Genomic DNA, 24,003 nt, shown 5'->3' with positions numbered 1-24,003 from the left:
GGCCTGGAAGCGCGCCGGCACGGGAGCGCGCATGGCGGCTGACAACATTCTCTTCATCGGTGCCACCGCCGAGGGCGAGCGGCAGGAGCTCGTCCTCGCCCGCGCCAACCGCCACGGCCTGATTGCGGGCGCGACGGGCACGGGCAAGACGGTCACGCTGCAGGGCATGGCCGAGGGCTTCAGCCGCGCGGGCGTGCCGGTGTTCGTCGCCGACGTGAAGGGCGATCTCGCCGGCCTCGCCATGGCGGGCTCCCCCGGGGGCAAGATGCATGAGACGCTGGCCGCGCGCGCCGCCGAGATCGGCGATGCGGACTGGCATTATGCCGACACGCCGGTGGTCTTCTGGGATCTGTTCGGCGCCAAGGGTCACCCCGTCCGCACGACCGTGTCGGAGATGGGGCCGCTGCTGCTCGCGCGGCTGATGGGCCTGAACGAGGTGCAGGAGGGCGTGCTCGCCATCGCCTTCCGCGTGGCGGACGAGCAGGGCCTGCTGCTGCTCGACCTGGGCGATCTTCAGGCGATGCTCGCCTGGTGTGCCGAGAACGCGGCCGAGCTGACGACGCGCTATGGCAATGTCAGCCGCCAGTCGGTGGGCGCGATCCAGCGCCAGCTGCTCCAGCTGGAGGGGCAAAGCGGGGACGCATTCTTCGGCGAGCCGGCGCTCGACATCCATGACCTGATCCGGACCGACGAGCAGGGCCGCGGCATCGTCAACATCCTCGCCGCCGACCGGCTGATGGCGGCGCCGAAGCTCTACGCCACCTTCCTGCTGTGGCTGTTGTCCGAGCTGTTCGAGACGCTGCCCGAAGTGGGCGATCCGGACAGGCCGAAGCTCGTCTTCTTCTTCGACGAGGCGCACCTGCTGTTCGACGATGCGCCCGATGCGCTGCAGGACAAGATCGAGCAGGTCGTGCGGCTGATCCGATCCAAGGGTGTCGGCGTCTATTTCGTCACGCAGAACCCGATCGACGTGCCCGAGCGTGTCGCGGGCCAGCTGGGCAATCGCGTGCAGCATGCGCTCCGCGCCTTCACCCCGCGCGACCAGAAGGCGATCCGCGCGGCGGCGGAGACGTTCCGCGCGCGGCCGGGCCTCGACGTTGCAACGCTCATTTCCGAGCTGAAGGTGGGCGAGGCGCTGGTGTCGCTGTTGCAGCCGGATGGCGCGCCGTCGCCGGTGGCGCGCACGCTGATCCGCGTGCCGGGATCGCGGCTGGGGCCGCTCAGCGACAAGGAGCGGGCGGTGATCGTCGCCACTTCGCCGCTGGCGGGCAAGTATGACGAGGCGGTCGACCGCGAGTCCGCCGAGGAGATCCTCGCCGGCAAGGCAGAGGCGGCGGCAGGCGCGGCCGCGCGCGCCAAGGCCGCGGCGCAGGCGGCGAAGGATGCCGCCGCCGCCGACAAGGGGCAGGCAGCGGCAGACCGGGCGGCGGCCCGCGACGCTGCGGCACGCGAGCGGGCGGAAGCGCGGGCCGCGGCCAGCTCACCCTGGAACAAGGCCGCCACCTCCGCCACGCGCGCGGCCGCGTCCTCGATCGGCCGGCAGGTGGCGAACGAGATCGGGCGGCAGGTGTTCGGCGGCCCGACCCGGCGGCGCTCCTCCTCGGGCGGGATCGCGGGGGAACTGGTGCGCGGCATCCTGGGTGGGATCTTCCGGGGCCGCTGAGACGCGCGGAGAGGGAAGCAATGGTGAGCGACGCCGCCGCGATCCTGTCCCAGCTCCGCGAGCGCCTCGCTTTGCTGGAGGCGAGCGAACATTCCCCAGCCGCCACGCTCGCCACGCTGCAGGCCGAGCGCCTTGCCACCGTCGCCGCGCACCATGCGCAGCACAGCCCCGCTTTCGCCGCCCGCCTCGCCGCCGCGGGGCTGACTGCGGCCGAGCTGCCGGGCGCGCTCCATCGCCTGCCGCCGCTGACCCGGCGCGATCTCCAGCGCGATCCCGGCCATTATGCCCGCATCGTGCCCGCCGAGGACGGGCCGGTGAACGAGACGCGCACGTCGGGCTCGACCGGCGAGCCGGTGGTGGTCCGCCGCACCTTCGCCAACCAGCTCGACTGGATGGCCGCGACGATGCGCGATCACCGCTGGAACAGGCGCGACCTGAGCGGCCGCTTCGCCGCGATCATGCGGCTGGACGGGGTGCAACGCCTGCCCGACTGGGGCCCGCCTGCCGCTTTGCTGGCGCAGACCGGCCCGGCGCTCGGCATTCCGATGACGGTGCCGCTGGACGAGCAGATGACGCTGCTGCGTGCGTTTCGGCCGACCTCGCTGCTGGTCTACACCTCCAACCTCGCCGGCCTGCTCGACCGGATCGAGGCGGGCGAGACGCTGCCGGACCTGCGCGACATCCGCACCGTCAGCTCGATCGTGACGCCGGCCCTGCGTGCCCGCACGCGCGCGCTGACCGGCATCGCGATCGCGGACATCTACTCAAGCGAGGAGAACGGCTTCATCGCGCTGCAATGCCCAATCAGCGGCCTCTACCATGTGATGGCCGAGACGGTGCTGGTGGAGATCGTGCGCGAGGATGGCACGCCCTGCGCGCCGGGCGAGACGGGGCGCGTGATCGTCACCGATCTCGTCAACCGCGCCACCGCGCTGATCCGCTATGCCAATGGCGACTGGGCGGAGGCGGCGGGGCCGTGCCCGTGCGGGCGGACGCTGCCCACGATCGGAGCGATCCGCGGGCGCACGCGCAACCTGATGACGCATGCCGATGGCGGGCGCAGCTGGCCCTATCTCGCCAGCATCGATCACCGATCCATCGCGCCTGTCGTCCAGTATCAATATGTCCAGCATGCGCGCGACCTGATCGAGGTGCGGCTGGTGACGGAACGGCCGTTGACCGGCGGGGAGGAGGACGCGCTTGCGGCGCTGATCCGCGCGCGGCTGGGATTTCCCTTCCACCTCGATTTCACCTATCCCGGCGAACGCCTCGACCGGCCGGCGGCCAAGTTCGAGGAGTTTCTCAATCGGATAGACCCGGAATGACCGACGCACTCTCGAACGACATCGCCGACCCCGCGACCGAGCAGGTGGCCTCGGTCAGCCTCGCGCAGGCGGACAGCGATCCCGACGGCTTCGCTGCCGAGATCGGCCGCTCGTTCGAACGCTACGGCTTCGCGGTGGTGCGCGATCATGGCGTGCCGGCCGCGCTGATCGCCGAGGCCGAGGCGGCATCGCGCGCCTTCTTCGCGCTGCCGACGGAGGACAAGCGCGCCTATCACCTGCCCGGCACCGGCGGTGCGCGCGGCTATATTCCGTTCGGGATCGAGACCGCCAAGGGCGCGACCCACGTCGACCTCAAGGAATTCTGGCATGTCGGGCGCGAGCTGCCCGAGGGGCATCCCTTCGCCGAGGTGATGGCGCCGAACCTGTGGCCGCGCGAGGTGGCGGGGTTTCGCCAGACGATGCTCGACCTGTTCGCGGCCTTCGATGCGGCGGGCGCCAAGATCCTCTCCGCCATCGCCCGCCATCTCGGCCTTGCGCCCGATTTCTTCGTCGACACGGTGCGCGACGGCAATTCGGTGCTGCGCCTGCTCCATTATCCGCCGGTGCCGGCGGACGCGCCCGGCATCCGTGCGGGCGCGCATGAGGATATCAACACGATCACCCTGCTGCTGGGCGCGGCCGAGGCGGGGCTGCAGCTGAAGCTGGCGGACGGGCGCTGGCTGCCGATCTACGCCAAGGAGGGCGAGCTGGTCGTCAATATCGGCGACATGCTGCAGCGGCTGACCAACCACCGCCTGGTCTCCACCAGCCACCGCGTGATGAACCCACCACCGGAGCGGCGCGGCATATCCCGCTATTCGATGCCGTTCTTCCTGCATTTCCGGCCCGATTACCGGATCGAGACGCTGCCGCAGATGGTGGATGCCGATCATCCGGATCGCTATCCGGAGAGCATCACCGCGCATGATTTCCTCGCGCAGAGGTTGCGCGAGATCAAGCTGGCCTGAAGCCCCCACCAGCCGGCACCCTCCGCCCGGCTTGTTCCCGGTGGAGGAGCACCGGAACAAGCCGGGCCATGTTGATGAGAAGGGGGGCTTCTCAAGGTTTGGTCATGCCGCTAACCCGTTGACATGATCCGCTCCGCTCTGGCCGTCGCCCTCCTTTTCGCCACCCCCGCCTTTGCGCAGGACAAGCCCGACACGGCTGCCGAGAAGAAGGAGGCGGCGCGCGACATTCCGCCGCCCGTCGTCTCGGTCACGCGCCATTCGGGCACGTTCGGCGGCGTCAGGGTCAATTACCGCGCGACCGCGGGCGAAACCTACCTGAAGGACAAGGACGGCAACCCGCTCGCCGCCATCACCAGCTATTCCTACGTGAAGGAAGGCAAGACCGATCCCAACCGGCCGGTGACCTTCCTGTGGAATGGCGGGCCGGGGTCTGGCTCGCTGTGGCTGCACATGGGGGCGTTCGGGCCGAAGCGCGTCGTCATCCCGTCAGACGCGCGCGACGATGGCGCACCGCCGTACCCGATCGTCGACAACGCCTTTTCGCTGCTGGACGTGACCGATCTCGTCTTCATCGATCCGGTCGGCACGGGGTTCAGCCGCGCGCTGGGTAAGACGGACCCGAAGAATTACTGGGGCATCACCAAAGACGCCAAGTCGATGGCGCAGTTCATCCGCCTGTGGCTGAACGAGAATGATCGCTGGAACGCGCCGAAATATATCGGTGGCGAAAGCTATGGCACGACGCGCTCGGCCGCGGTGATCCGCGAGCTGGAGGGCACCTATACCGACGTGGCGGTGAACGGGATCATCCTGATCTCGTCCATCCTCGACTTCAGCCAGGCCGCGGATGCGCCGGGCAACGAGCTTGGCTACGTCACCAACCTGCCGTCCATGGCGGCCACCGCCTGGTATCACAACAAGGTGGCGAACAAGCCCGCGACGGTCGAGGAGTTCGTCGCCGAGGCCAAGGCGTTCGCGATCGGGCCTTATGCCTCCGCGCTGCTCAAGGGCAACTCGCTCTCGGCGGAGGAGCGCGCGTCGGTGCGGCCGCAGCTCTCCCGCTTCACCGGCGTGTCCGAGGCGTTCCTCGACCGGGCCGACCTGCGCCTGTCGCCGGGCCGCTTCTACAAGGAGCTGCTGCGCGATCGCGGGCTGACGATCGGCCGCCTCGACACGCGCTATACCGGCAAGGATTATGACGCGGCGGGCGAGGAGCCGGACAACGATCCCAGCTTCTACGCGATCGACGGCGCCTATACCGCCGCGATGAACGCCTATGCGCGCAGCACGCTGAAATATTCGCCCGACGTGGTCTATTCGTCGATCGGCGGCACGGGCGAGTGGGACTGGAACATCGGCGAAGGGCCGCGCGGCGGCTCGGGCTACCTCAATGTCGCGCCTTACATCGGCAAGGCGCTGCGCGAGAATAGCGGGCTGCGCGTGTTCGTGGCGCAGGGCTATTATGATTTCGCCACGCCCTTCTTCGGCGCGGAATATTCGCTCAACCGCACCGGCATCCCGAATGACGGCCGCATTTCGTGGCACTGGTATCATGCCGGCCACATGATGTACGTGCGCGAGGACGATCTGCGGAAGCTGTCGACGGACATTCGCAGCTTCATCCGCACGGGCGGCACGGGGCGCTAAGGCGCCGCTCCCGCAGTCTTGAAGTTCGCGAGGGGCTGTCCTTCTCCGCTGGAGAGGGGCAGCCCCTCGACGTTCAAGGGGGATCGCAGGCGGCGCTTCAGCCGCGCCCGCGATAGCCCGCAACGCCCTGATCCGGCACCCACAGGCCTGCAGGCGGTGCATCGCTCTGCCAGAAGACGTCGATCGGGATGCCGCCACGCGGATACCAGTAGCCGCCGATGCGCAGCCATCGCGGCTTCATCTCATCGAACAGGCGCTGGCCGATGCCGACGGTTACATCCTCGTGGAAGCCGCAATGGTTGCGGAACGAGCCGAGGAACAGCTTGAGCGACTTGGATTCCACGATCGTCTCGCCCGGCGCATAATCGATCACCAGATGCGCGAAATCGGGCTGGCCGGTCACCGGACAGAGCGAGGTGAATTCGGGCGCGGCGAAGCGCACGAGATAGAGCGTGCCGGCGCGTGGATTGGGCACGTAATCCAGCACCGCCTCGTGCGGAGAGGCGGGCAGCGGGGTCGAGCGACCGAGATGCAGGGGTTCCATCGCGGCCATATAGGGGCGCGGCCGGGCTTCGTCATGCCGGACTTGGCGCCGCTCGGGCGAGCAGGGGGGGCTGGTTGAACCTGCCCGCGGCGGCCGCTACCCCTTCTCGCCATGGACAGTCTCCTCTCCACCGGCTGGCTTGCCGAGCATCTCGGCGATCCCGATCTGCGGCTGGTCGATGCCAGCGCCCACCCGCTCGATCCCGCCCGCGACGCGGCGGCGGAGTTTGCCGGGGGGCATATACCGGGCGCGCGCTTTCTCGACCTCGCGACGCTTATCGACGCCGACCATCCCGCCCCCGGCATGGCGCCGGATGCTGCCGCCTTCGCGGCCCGGCTGGGCGGCCTGGGCATCGCCAGAAGGGACCGGATCGTCCTGTATGACGATGCCTCGCACCATACCGCCTGCCGCGCCTGGTGGCTGCTGCGCCGCTTCGGCGCCGAGCATGTCGCCATTCTCGACGGCGGGCTGGCGAAATGGCGTGCCGAGGGGCGGCTGATCGAGCAGGGCAGAAGCGGAGTGACGCCAGTCGCTTTCGCGCTCGGGCAGCCGCTGACGGGGGTTCGCGACCTTGAACAGATGCGCGCCAATCTCGACAGCCGCGCCGAACAGGTCGTCGATGCGCGCAGCCCGGCGCGCTTCAGCGGGGTGGAGGCCGATCCGCGCACAGGCGTGGCGCCGGGCCACATCCCCGGCAGCACCAACCTGCGCTACGATGCGCTGCTCAACCCGGATCGGACGTGGAAGTCGCCCGCGGAGCTGCGGGCGGCGTTCGAGACCGCAGGGGTCGACCTCGCCCGCCCGATTGTCACCACCTGCGGCTCGGGCGTGACCGCGGCCATCCTGCTGTTCGGCCTGCATCTGCTCGGGCTCGACGATGCCGCGCTCTATGACGGATCGTGGAGCGAATGGGGCGCGGACGCGACGACGCCGAAGGCGACCGCATGAGCGGTCAGGAGGAGCGGCCGGCGACCCGGCTGGTCACTGCCGGGCGGCGCAAGGCGTGGACCCAGGGGATCGTCAATCCGCCCGTCTGGCGCGCCTCCACCGTGCTGTTCGACAGCGTGGCCGACCTGCGCGCCGCCTCCGCGGCGCCTGACGACAACCTCTATTATGGCCGTCGCGGCACGCCGACGCAGTGGGCGCTGGCGGATGCGCTGACCACGCTGGAACCCGGGGGGGCGGGGACGATGCTCTATCCGTCCGGCGTGGCCGCGGTGGCGGGGGCCATGCTCTCCGTCCTGTCGCCGGGCGACGAGCTGCTGATGGTCGATAGCGCCTATGAGCCGACGCGCGCCTTCTGCCGCACCGTGCTGAAGCCGATGGGGATCACGACCCGCTTCTACGATCCGCTGATCGGCGCTGGCATCGCCGAGCTGATCGGGCCGAACACGCGCGCCCTGTTCCTCGAAAGCCCCGGCAGCCTGACGTTCGAGGTGCAGGATGTGCCCGCTTTGTGCGCCGCGGCGAAGGCGCGCGGGCTGGTGACCCTGCTCGACAACACCTGGGCGACGCCGTTGCTGTTTCCGGCCATCGCGCACGGCGTCGACCTGTCGATCCTCGCCTGCACGAAATATGTCGTCGGCCATTCCGACACGATGCTGGGATCGGTGACGGCGAATGCAGCCTGCTTCCCGCGGCTGCGGCAGGTGGCGCAGTCGCTCGGCCAATATGTCTCGCCGGATGATGCCTTCCTGGCGCTGCGGGGCTTGCGGACGATGGGCGTGCGGCTGCGCCAGCATGAGGCGGGGGGGCTGGCGGTGGCGAGCTGGCTGGCCGAGCAGCCGGAGGTGGCCGCGGTGCTCCACCCCGCGCTGCCGGGCTGCCCGGGGCATGATCTGTGGCGCCGCGACTTTGCCGGTGCCTCGGGGCTGTTCGCCTTCGTGTTGGATGGCGGCAGTGATGCGGCACGCACCGCGCTGATCGATGGCCTGCGCCACTTCGGCATCGGTTTCTCGTGGGGCGGCTATGAGAGCCTCGCTTTGCCCATCGACCCCACACCGATCCGCAGCGCCACCCGCTGGACGGCGGCAGGCCCGGCCGTGCGGCTGCACATCGGCCTGGAGGATCCCGCCGACCTGATCGACGATCTGGCCGAGGGGCTGGCGCGCTTCCGCAAAGCACGCTGAGCATCCGGGCAGGGGCGGCGCAACACTCCTCGCTTCTCGCAACGCCGACAAAGAAAAGGCCGCCGCCCGGTATCCCGGACGGCGGCCTTTCTTTGTGTCAGGTGCGTGAGCGTCAGTCGTTCAGATACTCACCCGCATCCGCATCGGTGCCGTGGCCCGAGGGCACGACCTCCGCCAGCGGATCGCTGCCGACGCCCGTCGAGTCCCGCGGGGAGCGCTTCAGCTCCGCTGCATGCTCTTCCGCCGCCGAAACGGGCGCCACGATCGCCGCCGCAACGCTCCGCTGCGAGGCCCGCAGCGCCGCATCGCGCGAGGAGGCGGTGACGCGGAGCCGGTTCATGCCGGCACCGGTGCCGGCCGGGATCAGGCGGCCGACGATCACATTCTCCTTGAGGCCGTCGAGCGTGTCGATCTTGCCCTGCACCGACGCCTCGGTCAGCACCCGCGTCGTCTCCTGGAAGGAGGCGGCGGAGATGAACGAGCGCGTCTGGAGCGACGCCTTGGTGATGCCGAGCAGCACGGGCTTGCCGAACGCCTTCTGCCGGCCCTCGGCCGCCAGCTTCTCGTTCGCCTCGTCCATCTCGAGGCGGTCGAGCTGCTCGCCCACCAGGAAGGTGCTGTCGCCCGCGTCGGTGATCTCGACCTTCTGCAGCATCTGACGAACGATCGTTTCGATGTGCTTGTCGTTGATCTTCACGCCCTGGAGTCGATAGACTTCCTGGATTTCCGACACGAGATATTCGGCCAGCGGCTCGATGCCGAGCACTTCGAGGATGTCGTGCGGATCGGGCGAGCCGCCGATCAGGTTGTCGCCACGCTTGACGTAGTCGCCTTCCTGAACGTCGATCACCTTGGACTTGGGCACCAGATACTCGATCGGCTCCGAACCGTCCTCCGGACGGATCAGGATCTTGCGCTTCGCCTTATAGTCCTTGCCGAATTCGACCCGGCCGGAGACCTTGGCGATGATCGCATTCTCCTTCGGCTTGCGCGCCTCGAACAGCTCCGCCACCCGCGGCAGACCGCCGGTGATGTCGCGCGTCTTGGCGCTCTCGCGGCTGGCACGCGCCAGCACTTCGCCCGCCTGCACCTGCTGGCCATCCTCCACCGAAAGCACGGTGCCGGGGGTCAGCATGTAGCGCGCGGCCTCGCCCGAACCCTCGTCGAGGAGGGTGAGGCGCGGACGGAGATCCTCCTTGCGGCTGGTCGGGCGATATTCGGTCACCACCTTCTGGGCGATGCCGGTCGCTTCGTCCGTCTGCTCGGAGAGCGTCTGGTTCTCGATCAGGTCCTGATACTTCACCGTGCCGCCCGTCTCGGTGATGACCGGCATGGTGAAGGGATCCCACTCCGCCAGGCGATCGCCCTTGGAGGCGATGTGCCCGTCGTCGTGCAGCAGCGTCGCGCCGTAGGGGATACGGTGCGTCGCCCGCTCGCGGCCGTCCATGTCGACGATCGCCAGCTCGCCGTTGCGGCTGAGCGAGATACGGCGTCCGCGCGGATCGACGATGATCCGGAGGTCGCGATATTCCACCCGCCCGTCGGCGACCGCCTCGAGGTTGGACTGCTCGTTCAGCTGCGCCGCACCACCGATGTGGAAGGTGCGCATCGTCAGCTGCGTGCCCGGCTCACCGATCGACTGCGCGGCGATGACGCCGACAGCCTCGCCGATGTTCACCGGCGTGCCGCGGGCGAGATCGCGCCCGTAGCAGGCGCCGCACACGCCGCCCTTGGATTCGCACACCAGCGGCGAGCGGATCTTGACGCCCTGGATGCCGATGGCCTCGATCGCGGCGATGTGCGCCTCGTCGAGCAAGGTGCCCTCGGCGACCAGCACGTCGCCGGTCTTGGAGTCGACGATGTCCTCGGCCGTGGTGCGGCCCAGGATGCGCTCGCCCAGCGACGCGATGGTCGCGCCGCCCTGCACGATCGCCTTCATGTCCAGCGCGCGCTCGGTGCCGCAATCCAGCTCGACGACGACGCAATCCTGCGACACGTCGACCAGACGGCGGGTGAGGTAGCCCGAATTGGCCGTCTTCAACGCCGTATCCGCGAGGCCCTTGCGGGCGCCGTGGGTGGAGTTGAAATATTCAAGGACGGTCAGGCCTTCCTTGAAGTTCGAGATGATCGGCGTCTCGATGATCTCGCCCGACGGCTTGGCCATCAGGCCGCGCATGCCGGCCAGCTGCTTGATCTGGGCCTGCGAACCACGGGCACCGGAATGCGCCATCATGTAGATGGCGTTGATCGGGGCTTCGCGGCCGCTGTCCAGCTTCTTGACCGCCTGGATCTCCTTCATCATCGACGCGGCCACCTGATCGCCGCAGCGCGACCAGGCATCGATCACCTTGTTGTACTTTTCCTGCTGGGTGATCAGACCGTCCTGATACTGCTGCTCGTAATCCTTCACGAGCGTGCGCGTCTCGTCGACCTTGGCTTCCTTGTCGGCCGGGATGATCATGTCATCCTTGCCGAAGGAGATGCCCGCCTTGAAGGCGTGACGGAAGCCGAGCGCCATGATCGCGTCGGCGAAGAGCACCGTCTCCTTCTGGCCGGTGTGGCGATAGACCACGTCGATGACGTCGCCGATCTCCTTCTTGGTCAGCAGGCGGTTGACCGTCTCGAACGGCACCTTGTGGCTCTTGGGCAGCGTTTCGCCGAGCAGCATGCGACCGGGCGTGGTCTCATACCGCTTCATGTACTGCGCGCCATTCTCGTCCGTCTGCGGCACGCGCGACGTGATCTTGGTGTGCAGCGTGACGGAGCCGGATTCGAGCGCCTGGTGCACCTCGATCATGTCGGCCAGCATCATGCCTTCGCCCGGCTCGCCCGCCTTCTCCATGGAGAGGTAGTAGAGGCCGAGGACCATGTCCTGCGACGGCACGATGATCGGCTTGCCGTTCGCGGGCGAGAGGATGTTGTTGGTCGACATCATCAGCACGCGCGCTTCCAGCTGCGCCTCGAGGCTCAGCGGCACGTGCACGGCCATCTGGTCACCGTCGAAGTCGGCGTTGAACGCCGAGCAGACGAGCGGGTGCAGCTGGATCGCCTTGCCCTCGATCAGCACGGGCTCGAACGCCTGGATGCCGAGGCGGTGGAGCGTCGGCGCGCGGTTCAGGAGCACGGGATGCTCGCGGATGACCTCATCCAGGATGTCCCAGACTTCCTTGCGCTCCTTCTCCACCCACTTCTTCGCCTGCTTGAGCGTCATGCTCAGGCCCTTGGCGTCGAGGCGCGCGTAGATGAACGGCTTGAACAGCTCGAGCGCCATCTTCTTGGGCAGGCCGCACTGGTGCAGCTTCAGCTCCGGACCGGTGACGATGACCGAGCGGCCCGAATAGTCGACGCGCTTGCCAAGCAGGTTCTGGCGGAAGCGGCCCTGCTTGCCCTTCAGCATGTCGGACAGCGACTTCAGCGGACGCTTGTTGGCGCCCGTGATCGTGCGGCCGCGGCGGCCATTGTCGAACAGCGCGTCCACCGACTCCTGCAGCATGCGCTTCTCGTTGCGGACGATGATGTCCGGCGCGCGCAGCTCCATCAGCCGCTTGAGGCGGTTGTTGCGGTTGATCACGCGGCGATACAGGTCGTTCAGATCCGACGTCGCGAAGCGGCCGCCGTCCAGCGGCACCAGCGGACGCAGTTCCGGCGGGATGACCGGGATCACCTCGAGGATCATCCACTCGGGCCGGTTGCCGGATTCAAGGAAGCTCTCGACGACCTTGAGGCGCTTGATGATCTTCTTGGGCTTCAGCTCCGACTTGGTCGTCGCCAGCTCTTCCAGCAGATCCTTGCGCTCGCCCTCGAGATCGAGATTCTCCAGCATGACGCGCACCGCTTCGGCGCCGATGCCGGCGGAGAAGGCGTCCTCGCCATATTCGTCCTGCGCCTCGAGCAGCTCATCCTCGGTGAGGAGCTGATACTTCTCCAGCGGGGTCAGGCCCGGCTCGATGACGATGTAGCTCTCGAAATAGAGCACGCGCTCCAGCTGCTTCAGCTGCATGTCGAGCAGCAGGCCGATGCGGCTGGGCAGCGACTTCAGGAACCAGATGTGCGCGACGGGGGCGGCCAGCTCGATATGGCCCATCCGCTCGCGGCGGACCTTCGAGACGGTGACCTCGACGCCGCACTTCTCGCAGACGATGCCCTTGTACTTCATGCGCTTGTACTTGCCGCACAGGCACTCATAGTCCTTGATCGGACCGAAGATGCGCGCGCAGAACAGGCCGTCACGCTCGGGCTTGAACGTGCGATAGTTGATCGTCTCGGGCTTCTTGATCTCGCCGAACGACCAGGATCGGATCTTGTCGGGCGACGCGATGCCGATCTTGATCTGGTCGAACGTCTCGGGCTTCGCGACCGGGTTCGCGAAATTGGTCATCTCGTTCATATTCTCGTCCCTCTAGAGGGTAAACTTGGTCGGGCGAGGGCAGGGGAGGCGGCGGGCGCCTCCCCGCCGGATCACTCCGCTGCCTGCGCGATGCCGTCCTCGTCGTCGGCGACGCTCGCCAGATCGACGTTGAGGCCGAGCGAGCGCATTTCCTTGACCAGCACGTTGAAGCTCTCGGGGATGCCGGCCTCGAACGTGTCGTCGCCCTTGACGATCGCCTCGTAGACCTTGGTGCGGCCGACGACGTCGTCGGACTTCACCGTCAGCATCTCCTGCAGCGTGTAGGCGGCGCCGTAGGCCTGGAGCGCCCACACCTCCATCTCGCCGAAGCGCTGGCCGCCGAACTGCGCCTTGCCGCCCAGCGGCTGCTGGGTGACGAGGCTGTACGGCCCGATCGAACGCGCGTGGATCTTGTCGTCCACCAGGTGGTGCAGCTTCAGCATGTAGATGTAGCCAACGGTCACCTTGCGGTCGAACGCCTCGCCGGTGCGGCCGTCGAACAGCTCGACCTGCCCCGACGTGTCGAGACCGGCGCGGCTGAGCATCTCCGCCACGTCGCTCTCGCGCGCGCCGTCGAACACCGGCGTCGCCATCGGCACGCCGTTCTTCAGCAGGCCCGCCATCTCGACGACCTTGTCAGCCTCCATGCCCTCGATCTCGGCGTGATAGTCCTCGCCGTAGACCGTCTTCAGCCGCTCCACGACCGCTGCCGGTGCCTGGCCGTCCGACACCCCGTCCGGGTTCGCCTCGCGCCACGCCTCCAGCGCCGCCGTCACCTGCTTGCCGAGACCGCGCGCGGCCCAGCCAAGGTGCGTCTCGAAGATCTGGCCGACGTTCATGCGGCTGGGCACGCCCAGCGGGTTGAGCACGATGTCGACCGGCGTGCCGTCCTCGAGGAACGGCATATCTTCATTCGGCAGGATGCGGCTGATCACGCCCTTGTTGCCGTGGCGGCCGGCCATCTTGTCGCCCGGCTGCAGCTTGCGCTTCACCGCGACGAACACCTTGACCATCTTCAGCACGCCCGGCGGCAGCTCGTCACCGCGCTGCAGCTTCTCGACACGGTCTTCGAAGCGCGCCTTGATGGCGCCCGCGGCCTCGTCATACTGCGCCTTCACGGCTTCGAGATCGGCCTGGCGGGCATCGTCCGCCACCGCGAACTTCCACCAGTCGGTCCGCTCCACCGTCGCCAGCGTCTCGTCGTCGATCACCGCGCCCTTCTTGAAGCCCTTGGGGGCGGCAGTCGCGGTCTGGCCGGCCAGCATTTCCTTCAGCCGCGACCAGGTGGCGCGGTTCAGGATGGCGCGCTCGTCCTCGGCGTCCTTGCGCAGGCGGTCGATCTCCTCGCGCTCGATCGCCATCGCGCGCTCGTCCTTGTCGATGCCGTGACGGTTGAAGACGCGAACGTCCACCACCGTGCCCGACACGCCCGGCGGCAGGCGGAGCGACGTGTCGCGCACGTCGGACGCCTTTTCACCGAAGATGGCGCGGAGGAGCTTTTCCTCCGGCGTCATCGGGCTTTCGCCCTTGGGCGTGATCTTGCCGCACAGGATGTCGCCCGGCTCCACCTCGGCGCCGATATAGACGATGCCTGCCTCGTCGAGGTTGCGCAGCGCCTCCTCGCCGACGTTCGGGATGTCGCGCGTGATGTCCTCGGGCCCGAGCTTGGTGTCACGGGCCATCACCTCGAACTCGTCGATGTGGATCGACGTGAACACGTCGTCCTTCACGATCCGCTCGGAGATGAGGATCGAGTCCTCGTAGTTGTAGCCGTTCCACGGCATGAACGCGACGAGCACGTTGCGGCCGAGCGCCAGCTCACCGAACTCGGTCGACGGGCCGTCGGCGATGATGTCGCCCTTGGCCACCCGGTCGCCCACCTTCACCAGCGGGCGCTGGTTGATGCAGGTCGACTGGTTGGAGCGCTGGAACTTCATCAGCGTGTAGATGTCGACGCCCGACTTGCCGGCCTCGACCTCCTCGGTCGCGCGGATCACGATGCGCGCCGCGTCGACCTGATCGACGATGCCGCCACGGCGTGCGCCGATGGCCGCACCGGAGTCGCGCGCCACCGTCTCTTCCATGCCGGTGCCGACGAACGGCGCCTCGGCCCGGACCAGCGGCACCGCCTGGCGCTGCATGTTGGAGCCCATCAGCGCGCGGTTGGCGTCGTCATTCTCCAGGAAGGGAATGAGCGAGGCCGCGACCGACACGAGCTGCTTGGGGCTCACGTCCATCAGCGTGATGTGATCGCGCGGCGCCATCAGGAACTCGCCCGCCTCACGCGCGGAGATCAGGTCCTCGACGAACGTGCCGTCGGGCGCGATCTCGGCGTTCGCCTGCGCGATCGTGTGCTTGGCCTCCTCCATGGCGGAGAGATAGACCACGTCGCCCGTCACCTTGTGGTCGACGACCTTGCGGTACGGCGTCTCGATGAAGCCGTACTTGTTGACGCGGCTGAACGACGCCAGCGAGTTGATCAGACCGATGTTCGGGCCTTCCGGCGTTTCGATCGGGCAGATGCGGCCATAGTGGGTCGGGTGAACGTCGCGAACCTCGAAGCCCGCACGCTCACGCGTCAGGCCGCCCGGCCCGAGCGCCGAGACGCGACGCTTGTGCGTCACTTCGGAGAGCGGGTTGGTCTGGTCCATGAACTGCGACAGCTGCGACGAGCCGAAGAATTCGCGCACCGCGGCAACCGCCGGCTTCGCGTTGATCAGGTCGTTCGGCATGACGGTGGACACGTCCACCGACGACATGCGCTCCTTCACCGCGCGCTCCATGCGCAGCAGGCCGACGCGATACTGGTTCTCGAGCAGCTCGCCGACCGAGCGCACGCGGCGGTTGCCGAGATTGTCGATGTCGTCGATCTCGCCCTTGCCGTCCTTCAGGCCGACCAGCGTCTGCACCACGGCGAGGATGTCCTCGGCACGCAGCGTCGTCACCGTATCCTCGGCATCGAGGTCGAGGCGCATGTTGAGCTTCACGCGGCCGACGGCCGAGAGGTCATAGCGTTCGGGATCGAAGAACAGGCCGCCGAACAGCGCTTCCGCCGTCTCCTTCGTCGGCGGCTCGCCGGGGCGCATGACACGGTAGATTTCGGACAGCGCGTGATCGCGCTCCTCCACCTTGTCGGCCTTCAGCGTGTTACGGATCCACGGACCGGTGGAGACATGGTCGATGTCGAGCAGCTGCAGCTCCTCGATCCCCGCCGCGTCCAGCTTCTCGAGGTTCTCCGGCGACACTTCGTCACCCGCCTCGATGTAGATGCGGCCGGTCGACTCGTCGATCAGGTCGTAGGCGCTGTAGCGGCCGAAGATCTCCTCGGTCGGGATCAGCAAAGTGGTAAGGCCGTCCTTGGCCGCCTTGTTGGCAGCGCGCGGGCTGATCTTGGTGCCGGCCGGGAAGATCGCCTCGCCCGTGTCGGCATTGACGACGTCGAAGCTTGGCTTCGCCCCACGCCAATTCTCGGGGAGGAAGGGCACCTTCCAGCCGCCGGGGCCGCGCACATAGGTGGCGGTCTTGTAGAAGTGGTTGAGGATGTCCTCGCCGTTCATGCCGAGCGCGTACAGCAGCGTCGTCACCGGCAGCTTGCGCTTGCGGTCGATACGGACGTTGACGATGTCCTTGGCGTCGAACTCGAAGTCGAGCCACGAGCCGCGATACGGGATCACGCGCGCGGCGAAGAGATACTTGCCCGAAGCATGCGTCTTGCCGCGGTCATGGTCGAACAGCACACCAGGGCTACGGTGCATCTGCGAGACGATCACGCGCTCGGTGCCGTTCACGATGAACGTGCCGTTCTGCGTCATGAGCGGCATGTCGCCCATGTAGACATCCTGCTCCTTGATATCGAGCACGGAGCGGGTTTCCGTATCGGGATCCACCTCGAACACGATCAGGCGCAGCGTGACGCGCATCGGGGCTGCATAGGTGATGCCGCGCTGGCGGCATTCCTCGGTGTCGAACTTCGGCGGCTCGAGCTCGTAGTTGACGAAGTCGAGCTCGGCGGTGCCGGCGAAATCGCGGATCGGGAAGACCGAGCGCAGCGTCTTCTCCAGGCCGGAGACATAGCCGTCCTCGGGCCGCGAGCGGAGGAACTGCTCGTAGCTTTCGCGCTGAACCTCGATCAGGTTCGGCATCTGCACCACTTCGTGGATGTTGCCGAACACCTTGCGGATGCGCTTCTTGGCCGAGCCCGTCAGGGGAGCCGGAACCGTCTGCGTCGCCATGTATTGCCCTCGCATCGTCAAAACCGCGGCCAGTGCGGACACGAACCGGATGGCTCGGCCACGAAAAAAAGTGCGGGTCCGGGCCATCGGAACCGCACTGCCAGCGTCTGGTAGTCCCCGGGCCGCTTCCCATCCGTCGCGGCCCCCCTCGCCAGAGGGGCCGTGTCCCGGAAGCCGCCGGGGCGGCGCCGTCCCGTGAAGGGCAGGCGCCTGAAACTCGTGTGATCGCGATATAGGACGCTGGCGCCCGCTTGGGAACCCCTTGCGATTCGGCCCGGCGAATCGCGCCGCCCGCGTCGTTCGTCGGTCGGAATGCCGCTTGTCGTAGCGTCACCCGGCCGACGAACCGCATGCTGAACACCGGTTCATGCCGTTCGTCGCCACCGAAATGGTCTTCGTCGGGGACGAACCGCTCGGTCGATGCCGGTTCCATGCCCGTCGAAGCGGCCGCGCGATCCGGCCACAGCGGGCGTAACAAGGCTCCAGCAGCGGCAAGGCGGGGGCACCCCAGGCCCCGATCCTAAAGCTTCTGCGAAAGGCCGCCGGGTCTACCCCACCCGGCGGCCGCCCAACCAGACCGTTCGCAGATCAAGGTTCAGGAGACGTCCAATGTTCACCCGTTTCATCGCAAAGGCAATGCTCGTGCCCGTCGCGCTGGTCGCAGCCGCTGCCAATGCCGCTCCCGCCGCCGACAGCGAAGGCGTCAGCCGCACCGTCAGCTATGCCGATCTCGATCTTTCCAGCCAGAAGGGCGCCGCGACGCTCGAGCGCCGCATCCGCCTTGCCGCCAACTCGATCTGCGGGGCCGGCCAGCGCGCGCCGATCAGCATGATGGCCAAGGCCAATGAGTGCCGCGACGCTGCGATCGCGTCGGCCGAACCGCAGGTCCAGATCGTGCTCGCACAGGCTGCCCGCGGTGAGCGTTATGCCAGCGCCTCCGATGCGGTGATCACGCTCGCCGGCAACTGATCGGCATGATCGCCGCGCGTCACGCCCCCGGGGGAAGCCCTCCGGGGGCGTTTTCGCGTGGGTGTCAGAAGCGGGCCGCCAGCGTCACGCCGTAGGTGCGCGGATCGGCCGGCTGGCCGGCGATCAGGCCGGTATTGCCCGGCGTCGTCGCCAGCACCTCGTAATAGTCCTTGTCGAAGATGTTGCGCACCCAGCCATAGACGTTGAGCCCGTCCGCATTGCGGAAGCCCGCACGCAGGTTGTTGACCGAATAGCCCGCAATGTCCGTGTAGATGGAGCGGGAGGCGTTGGACGAGAATTTGGTGCGGTAGCTGCCGTCCCAGCCGAGATAGAATTGCCCGCCTTCACCTGTCAGGAAGCTGGTCGGCAGATTGACCTCGGCGCCGTAGGACAGCGACCATTTCGACACGCCGGGCAGCCACTGGCCGGAAATGTCGCACACCGCCGGGCTCAGCGCGCCCGGCACGCCCGCTGCGCCCGGCGTCTGGCCTGCGCCCGCGATCGTGCCGCCGGACAGTTCGGGCGGGCAGGGGGCGTTCTTGAAATCCTCGTAGGTCGCATCGGTATAGGCGCCGTTCAGATAGGCGTTGACCCGCTCGTTCGGCCGCACGGAGAAGTCCGCCTCCACGCCGCGCGTGCGCGCCTTCTTGGCATTGGCCAGATAGCCGCGCAGCACCGAGGTGGAGCCGTCGTTCACGATCGCCTGGTAATCGTGCACGTCGGTCCAGTAGCCGGTGAGATTGAGCGTCGCGCGCCGATCCCAGAACTGCGTCTTCAGGCCCAACTCGAAATGGTCGACCTTTTCGGGATCGACCGTCGCCACCTGCGTCTGCGGCACGCCAGCGGCATCGTTGGGCACGCCATTCAGGTTGACGCCGCCCGATTTGAAGCTGCGCGCATAGGTGGCGTAGGCGAGCACGTCGTCGGCCACCTTGTAGGACAGGTTGAGGTCGTAGGACAGGTTCCAGTCGCTGAAGTTGGCGCGGAAGAATTGCGGCGCCTGCACGCCGCGCTGCGCCACGATCCACGGATCGGTGCTGGCGAAGGTCACGCGCTGGCGCACGCCGTTCGATGCGGTGCCGGTGACGACCGAGTCATACTGGCCGCGCTTCTTGTCGTAATTGACGCGGATGCCGGGTGCGATGCTCAGGCGGTCCGTCACCCGCCACGTCAGCTTGCCGAACACGGCGGCGCTGGTGTTGTTGAGGCGGATGTCGTTGTCCGCCTGCAACCCGTCGAGCACGGCGGGATTGCGGGACAGCGCGCTCGACGGCGCCAGCAGCCACAGGCTCGCATCGCGGCCATAGGTCTGGATGCCGCGGGTGCGGATCGTCTGGTGGAAGCCGAAGGCGCCGGCGACGAGGTCGAACCGCTTGCTGCTGATCGCGTAGCGGAATTCCTGCGTATATTGCTTCTGGTCGGTGGGGTTGTTCACCTTGGGATTGACGGCAAGCCCGGTGAAGTCGCGGTCGTTCGACGGATCCCAGTCCCAGTAGCGGTAGGCGCTGACGGAGGTCACGGTGCCGCCGCCGACATCCCATTCGGCGCGCAAGGATGCGCCGCCATGCTCGTTGCGCGCGGCCAGCGGCGCATCGAGATCGGTCAGGCGATCAAACGCGTCGGTGCTGGGCACCCGGTAGGGGCGGGTGGGATTGGCGGCATTATAGGCGGCGACCAGCGCCGGATATTGGCGGTTGGCGGCGCGCTGCGTCGGCCCGTAGCGGACATAGATCTGCGCGCAGCAGACCGGATCCTGCACGTTGTAATCGCCCGCGAGGAAGATGTTCAGCCGCTCGGTCGGCTTCCACAGCAACGTGCCGCGCAGGCCGAGATTGTCCTGCGAATTGACCCGCTGGCTCGTCACCACGTTGCGGATCGTGCCCGCCCGGTCGGTCGCCGCGACGCTGATCCGCGCCGCCAGCGTGTCGCTCAAGGGGCCGGAGACCGACGCCTTGCCCTGCTTGAAGTTGTAATTGCCGATCGACACCTCCGCCCGCGCCTCCGGCTCGAAGCTGGGCGCGCGCGTCGTGATGTTGATCGCGCCGGCGACCGTATTCTTGCCGTAGAGCGTGCCCTGCGGCCCACGCAGCACCTCGACCTGCTCGACATCGACGAAGTCCAGCGTCGAGGCGGCGACGCGGTTGTAATAGACCTGGTCGATATAGATGCCGACGCCCTGCTCGATCCCGTCATTGGTCAGGCCGAGCGGCGCGCCGAGGCCGCGGATGTTAATCGAGCTGTTGCGCGGATTGGTGGAGAAGAATTGCAGCGTCGGCTGAAGCTGCTGCAGCCGGTTGATATTGTAGCTGCCCGTCTGTTCCAGCGCGAGGCCGCTGACCACCGACACCGCGATCGGCACGTCCTGCACATTCTCCACGCGTCGCCGCGCGGTGACGACGATCTCGCCCGCCTGATTGGCTGCGGCGCCCGCGGAGATGGGCGACAGGGCCGGCGCGGCGGGGGTGGTGACCGGCGCGGGCGCCTCCGCCGGCTGGAGCGCAGCCGCAGCGGTGCTGGCGAGCAGCAGGAACATGTGACTCTTCCCCTTCTTTCTCTACTCTATAGATGGAGAAGGCTTGTCTACTATGGCACTTCAGAATTCCAGCAAGGGAAAGTTTGTCCCCTGCAAGCCCGTCGCGCATCAGGCGAAGGCGGCGTTCACCCCCGCCTCGGTCAGCCCGAACGCGTCCAGCGAATAGCGATGGTGATGCAGCGGCGCCCGTGCCGCCCTCGCCACATAGGCAGCCATGCGCCGTTCCACCGCGGCGGTCAGCGGCAGGCCGAGCATCGCGTAGACGCGCCGCATCTCACCTCGCCAGTCGCGGTTCATGTCGGAAAAGTGCACCTCCACCTGCGGCACGTGCGCCGCCGCCGCGCGCGCGGCGGCAGCCCGGCCGTGGCGCAGCACCGCCTTGTGCAGCCATTCGCGGCCGATCCAGTGCGGGTCCGGTGCGTCGCATTGCAGCGCCATCTGGTTCAGCACCAGCGACGCCGAAGACGCGACCGTGGCCGTCGCATCGCGGTGCAGGCAGACCAGCCGCGCATCGGGGAAGGTGGCCAGCACCGCCGGCAGATCCTGCATCATCTGCGGCAGCTTCAGCACCCATGGCCGTGCCGGGGCGCCGCGCAGCCACGCCACCGTCTGCATCAACCGGCGGAACTCGGCATAAACCGGCGACGGCTCCAGCGCCTCGCAGTGGCGGGCGAAGGCGGGCACGCGCCACTGTGCCTCGAATGTCGCGCCATAGAGGCTGATGCTGTGGAAGCCCGCTTCCTCGTCCGGCGCCGATGCGCCGGTCGGGTGGATCGCGGCAAAGCTCGGGTTGAGCAGCCGGGCGAGGCCGAGGCCGAGGATCGCGCGCAGCCGCCGGTCGTCGATGGCCCCCGTCGGCACCGGGTTGAGGCTCTCGAACAGCCGCGTGTGCGCCAGCCGCGGATCGCAGGCGAGCAGGCGCTGCATCCGCGTCGTGCCGCTGCGCATCTGTCCCAGCACGATGATCGGTGCGGCGAGCGGTTGTTCGGCAATCTCGGGATGGCGCCGCCACAAGGCCGAGAGCCGCGCGCGATCCGCCAGCGCGGCGACGATCTGGCCATGCGCGATGGTGCGGCCAAGCGCGCTCAGGCCTGCCTCCGCCTCCAGCGCGGCCGCCAGCACGTCGAGGTTGGTGCGCCACGGCCCCGCATCCTCCAGCGCATCACTCCGCACGCGCGCGGTCGCGGCGGCGACGAGATGAGCGGGATCGAGCGAGGGGACGCTCGCCGCCCCGCTCGCCCATGCCTGCTCCAGCAGGCGATTGGCGAGGCGACGGCGGCGCGTGCCGACGGGGGCGGGGTGGGGCTGGGAGGACAAATCGGGAGCGGTGAATGCGAGCGTGGCCATCGCTGCGGCGTAACCGTCGAAGCCGTCCTTCGGGCCCGTGCTATTCGGTCGTGTTGCCGATCCCCGCCTGCGCATCCAGCATCTCGGCGGCATTGTTCAGCTGCGCCGCTTCCTCGGCGGACAAACCCGCCACCGGGGCCGCCGCATCACCCCCGCATGCCGCCAGCAGCGCCGCCGCCGCGAGCAGTGCCAGCCCCGTCCGCTCCTGCCGCACATCCGCCTCCCATTGGCTAACCTGGATCACAATCCGGAACTCGACTCGGAACAGCCCCGTTTCCAGCCCGAACTTACGATCCAAGGACTTATCTCGCCATGGCGACCCGCATCACCGACGCTGGCCTCCGACGTAGCGCGTCGCAATTCCTCACCGACAGCTTCCAGCGCGGCCTTGCCCACTGGAATCGCGAGCGCCTGGCGCCGCAATTCGCCACCGACGACTGGCAGAAGACACTTGAGCGCGACCTGCGCATGACCCGGCTTGAGGGCGGCTTCATCGAGGAGCTGCGCGCCGAGATCGTCGCCGAAGCCGCTGCCGTGCCGCAGGATGCCGAAGGCTTCGTCGCCTGGTTCGAAGGATTGAAGGCGACCGGCCCGGGCCAGGGCGATCCGCTCTTCCCGTGGCTGGCCGAAGAGGCGACGCGCGACGAGCTGCGCTGGTTCTTCGAGCAGGAAGCCGCGGGCGAGGCCGGTTTCGACGATCTCGTCGCTTACACGCAGGTGAAGCTGCCCAAGCAGGCCAAGATGGAGCTCGCCGCCAATTACTGGGACGAGATGGGCCGCGGCAACATGAAGGGCATGCACGGCCCGATGCTCGATGCGCTGGTGGAAACACTGGAGGTGGATCCCGCGATCGAGAACACCGTCTGGGAAAGCCTGGCGCTGGCCAATGCCATGACGGCGATGGCGACGACGCGGCGCTATGCGTGGCAGTCGGTCGGCGCGCTCGGCGTGATCGAGCTGACCGCGCCCGGCCGCTCAGCGCTGGTTGCCAAGGGGCTGAAGCGGATCGGGCTGAGCGAGCGCGAGCGCCGCTATTTCGATCTCCACGCGGTGCTCGACGTCAAGCACAGCGCCGACTGGAACGCCAACGCGCTGATCCCGCTGGTGCAGGAAGACCCGCGCCGCGCCGCCGCCATCGCCGAAGGCGCGCTGATCCGCCTCAATTGCGGCGCCCGCTGCTTCGAGCGTTACCGCACGCACCTTTGGGGCTGAGCCCGGCGGACGCGTCGTGGCGGCGGACAGCCGCGGCGTCTTTGCCGTCTAGCTTGCCCAGAGATCCAGCGGCGCCTGCCGGATCCAGCGCGTCGCCATCCATTTATGGCCGGCGGTCACCGGCAACCCGGCATGCTGGGCGGCCGGATCGGGCCGGCCATCAGGCAGCAGGTTGCGGAACAGCAGCCCGTCGCCTCGCCGGCCCTTCACCGTCAGCCCGCTCGGGCTGAACCGTGTCTCGCCGCCGGCATAGCCGTCATTGAGCCAGACCAGCATCGTCCACGCGCGCTGGTTGGCAACGCCGGCAATGGCATCGTGGTGCGGCCGATATTGCTGCCCCGGGCCGTAGCGCAGGATGGTCAGCGGCTCCCCCGCCGCAACATCCGTCCCGCTCGCCGCCGCGATCCGGAGGTTGATCGCGCGGACGACCAGATCCTCGCGCGCCGGCCCGATTGCGGCTTCATCGGCGTTGCGGACGGGGTGACGAACCCTTCGGCCGCTTGCCGGGTCGAGCACGCTTGCAGGCTCGAACAGCGGGTCCGCCGTCCGGGCGAGATGCACGCACTCGTCGGCCGTCAGCAATGCGGGGAAGTGGCGGACGTGGGGCTGTTCCGACACGGGTCGCGGCGCCGGCTGCGTGACAGGCTTGCCGTCTGTTGTCAGGCGCATGGCACGTACGAGGCGGAGCTGCTCGGCCGCGACCGGATCTGCGCCCGCGGCACCCGTCAGCAGCGAGAGCGCGCGCGTCCAGTCGTCGGGGCCCGCGCTGCCATTGGCAGTCAGGGCGATTTCCATCAGCGCCGCATCAACGTGGCCGATCATGCGGGCGCGGGAGAGCAGGGCGTAGGCGGCAGGCACGTTGCGTGGCAGCGGATCGCCGATCAGCTGCCACGCGGCGAGCCGGAACAGCGCATCGACGTCACCGCTGTCGCCGGCAGCATGAAGCAGCGCCGCGGCGTCACCGACCCGGCCCGCGGCCACCAGCCTGTCGGCCTGCTCGATCAGAGTGTCGGTCATGCCGGTGCTATCGGCGGCACGCAGACAAAA

15 protein-coding genes are annotated in these 24,003 nt (G+C 68.0%); 8 read left to right on the top strand and 7 right to left on the bottom strand.

Annotated elements, in window-relative coordinates; translation table 11 throughout:
- Positions 1-31 precede the first annotated feature (31 nt).
- The 4 genes from BM360_RS12655 to BM360_RS12640 all read left to right on the top strand — a co-directional run bounded on the left by BM360_RS12655 (position 32) and on the right by BM360_RS12640 (position 5,603).
- The gene (locus BM360_RS12655; RefSeq protein ID WP_093316037.1) at positions 32-1,663 is read left to right on the top strand and encodes a helicase HerA-like domain-containing protein; all 1,632 of its coding nucleotides are present in this window, start codon (positions 32-34) and stop codon (positions 1,661-1,663) included.
- Between the two features lie 23 nt (positions 1,664-1,686).
- Positions 1,687-2,988 carry a phenylacetate--CoA ligase family protein gene (locus BM360_RS12650; protein ID WP_131819267.1) on the top strand — a complete coding sequence of 434 codons (1,302 nt, stop codon included), beginning with the start codon at positions 1,687-1,689 and terminating at the stop codon, positions 2,986-2,988.
- Positions 2,985-3,956, top strand: a complete 972-nt coding sequence (locus BM360_RS12645) for an isopenicillin N synthase family dioxygenase (protein ID WP_093315125.1) — start codon at positions 2,985-2,987, stop codon at positions 3,954-3,956. The genes BM360_RS12650 and BM360_RS12645 overlap by 4 nt, the downstream gene beginning before the upstream one ends.
- A 123-nt stretch (positions 3,957-4,079) precedes the next feature.
- Positions 4,080-5,603 (top strand): S10 family peptidase, encoded by a 1,524-nt coding sequence (locus BM360_RS12640; RefSeq protein WP_093315123.1) that lies wholly within the window; start codon positions 4,080-4,082, stop codon positions 5,601-5,603.
- 97 nt (positions 5,604-5,700) lie between these two features.
- On the opposite strand, the gene queF is transcribed toward BM360_RS12640, so the two are convergent.
- Complete coding sequence (queF, locus tag BM360_RS12635; RefSeq protein ID WP_093316036.1) at positions 5,701-6,147, bottom strand: preQ(1) synthase; 447 nt, start codon at positions 6,145-6,147, stop codon at positions 5,701-5,703.
- 111 nt (positions 6,148-6,258) lie between these two features.
- On the opposite strand from queF, the gene sseA reads away from it, so the two are divergent.
- Both sseA and metC read left to right on the top strand, forming a co-directional pair.
- Entirely contained in the window at positions 6,259-7,095 is an 837-nt protein-coding gene (gene sseA, locus BM360_RS12630; protein ID WP_093315121.1) for a 3-mercaptopyruvate sulfurtransferase, read from the top strand.
- A complete protein-coding gene (gene metC, locus BM360_RS12625; RefSeq protein ID WP_093316035.1) occupies positions 7,092-8,276 on the top strand; it encodes a cystathionine beta-lyase in 1,185 nt (394 codons plus the stop codon). Before sseA ends, metC begins: the two co-directional genes overlap by 4 nt.
- 112 nt (positions 8,277-8,388) lie before the next feature.
- Here the strand turns inward: metC and rpoC are convergent, their stop codons facing one another.
- Complete coding sequence (gene rpoC, locus BM360_RS12620) at positions 8,389-12,663, bottom strand: DNA-directed RNA polymerase subunit beta' (protein WP_093315119.1); 4,275 nt, start codon at positions 12,661-12,663, stop codon at positions 8,389-8,391.
- Between the two features lie 71 nt (positions 12,664-12,734).
- Positions 12,735-16,895, bottom strand: a complete 4,161-nt coding sequence (rpoB, locus tag BM360_RS12615; protein WP_093315117.1) for a DNA-directed RNA polymerase subunit beta — start codon at positions 16,893-16,895, stop codon at positions 12,735-12,737.
- Positions 16,896-17,504: 609 nt separating this feature from the next.
- Between rpoB and BM360_RS12610 the strand changes: the two genes are divergently transcribed.
- Positions 17,505-17,864, top strand: a complete 360-nt coding sequence (locus BM360_RS12610; RefSeq protein ID WP_165611304.1) for a UrcA family protein — start codon at positions 17,505-17,507, stop codon at positions 17,862-17,864.
- Between the two features lie 64 nt (positions 17,865-17,928).
- Here BM360_RS12610 and BM360_RS12605 read toward each other — a convergent pair whose 3' ends face one another.
- From BM360_RS12605 to BM360_RS19360, 3 genes are all read right to left on the bottom strand, one after another.
- The gene (locus tag BM360_RS12605; protein WP_093315113.1) at positions 17,929-20,397 is read right to left on the bottom strand and encodes a TonB-dependent receptor; all 2,469 of its coding nucleotides are present in this window, start codon (positions 20,395-20,397) and stop codon (positions 17,929-17,931) included.
- A 108-nt stretch (positions 20,398-20,505) separates the two neighbouring features.
- Positions 20,506-21,744: a sulfotransferase family protein gene (locus BM360_RS12600; protein WP_106407389.1), complete on the bottom strand. Its 1,239-nt coding sequence runs from the start codon at positions 21,742-21,744 to the stop codon at positions 20,506-20,508.
- A 40-nt stretch (positions 21,745-21,784) separates the two neighbouring features.
- Entirely contained in the window at positions 21,785-22,042 is a 258-nt protein-coding gene (locus BM360_RS19360; protein WP_093315109.1) for a hypothetical protein, read from the bottom strand.
- A gap of 14 nt (positions 22,043-22,056) precedes the next feature.
- Between BM360_RS19360 and BM360_RS12590 the strand changes: the two genes are divergently transcribed.
- Complete coding sequence (locus tag BM360_RS12590) at positions 22,057-22,956, top strand: iron-containing redox enzyme family protein (RefSeq protein WP_093315107.1); 900 nt, start codon at positions 22,057-22,059, stop codon at positions 22,954-22,956.
- 48 nt (positions 22,957-23,004) lie between these two features.
- Here the strand turns inward: BM360_RS12590 and BM360_RS12585 are convergent, their stop codons facing one another.
- Positions 23,005-23,973: a 2OG-Fe(II) oxygenase gene (locus BM360_RS12585; protein ID WP_093315104.1), complete on the bottom strand. Its 969-nt coding sequence runs from the start codon at positions 23,971-23,973 to the stop codon at positions 23,005-23,007.
- Positions 23,974-24,003 lie beyond the last annotated feature (30 nt).

The organism is Sphingomonas jatrophae (assembly GCF_900113315.1).
GTDB lineage: Bacteria > Pseudomonadota > Alphaproteobacteria > Sphingomonadales > Sphingomonadaceae > Sphingomonas_P > Sphingomonas_P jatrophae.
The sequence above is the reverse complement of the archived record's forward strand: the minus strand, read 5'-3'. Positions and strand labels throughout refer to the sequence as shown.